We start from the raw sequence: 828 nt of genomic DNA, 5'->3' as shown, positions 1-828 counted from the left end.
GTTCCGGTCTAGGGGGGTGGCGCGGTTGGCTCTTCACGGGCGCCGTCCCCGGGACCCCGCGCCCCCCGGCGCCGCCCCCCCCCCCCGCCCCCCCCGCCCCCCCCGCCCCCCTCGGCCGCTCCCGGGCCGCCCGCCGCGTTCTGCGTGTACCAGGCGGGCGGCGCGTAGTCGATCGTGAACTCGCCCGTCATCTCGTTGAGTGACTCCGCGTCGGGCTGGTCTTCGCCGGGTGTGGCCCAGCCCCCGCGGATCCCGTCCCGATCGCTGCTCACAGTTCCTCCTGGTGTGGTCGAGCACCCTCATGCCGTGCCGGCGCGACGACCATGTCGTGTCGTTCTCAGCATCCGTATTCGTTTGAGGTAGTCCGATCCACCGGCTCTCCCCCTCGGGGCACCGACGTCTTGTTCACGGTCCTGACGTCGCGCCCCCCTCCCAGCCTAATCACCGGGAGCCGAACCTCGGCAGGCCCGTCCGTCTCAATACGGACGTCCGCCTGGTCACACCCTGCCCTGAACTCCTGTGCAGAGCTTTCGTATTGCCCAACAGTCGATGAACAAAACGGGCAAGAACCGTCAGTTCGGGCACCAGTTGACCACGCGGGGGCGGGGGAGTGCGAGAAGTGCGCGGCAAAAGCCGCAGCCTTCCCGGAAGTTCTGCCGTACGCGGAGCGCGAAGCAGAGAAGAAAAGGGCAGAAAGGGTGCGTTCGGGGGCGGCGGCTGAAGCGGCGCTGCGACGACCTGGAGAACGGCGAGGGCATGGCCGTCGGGCGTCGGCAGCGCCCGGAAGAGCTGAGCCCGGTTGTGGGGGGGGGCCCCCCCCGCCCCCCC

At 70.7% G+C, this 828-nt stretch carries 1 protein-coding gene; it reads right to left on the bottom strand.

Annotated features, from left to right (window positions below; all coding sequences use genetic code 11):
- Window positions 1-8: 8 nt before the first annotated feature.
- Window positions 9-272, bottom strand: a complete 264-nt coding sequence (locus tag ACWGJB_RS27135; protein ID WP_453382697.1) for an SCO5717 family growth-regulating ATPase — start codon at window positions 270-272, stop codon at window positions 9-11.
- Window positions 273-828: the final 556 nt, after the last annotated feature.

Source organism: Streptomyces sp. NPDC054813, from assembly GCF_053611365.1.
The sequence above is the reverse complement of the archived record's forward strand: the minus strand, read 5'-3'. Positions and strand labels throughout refer to the sequence as shown.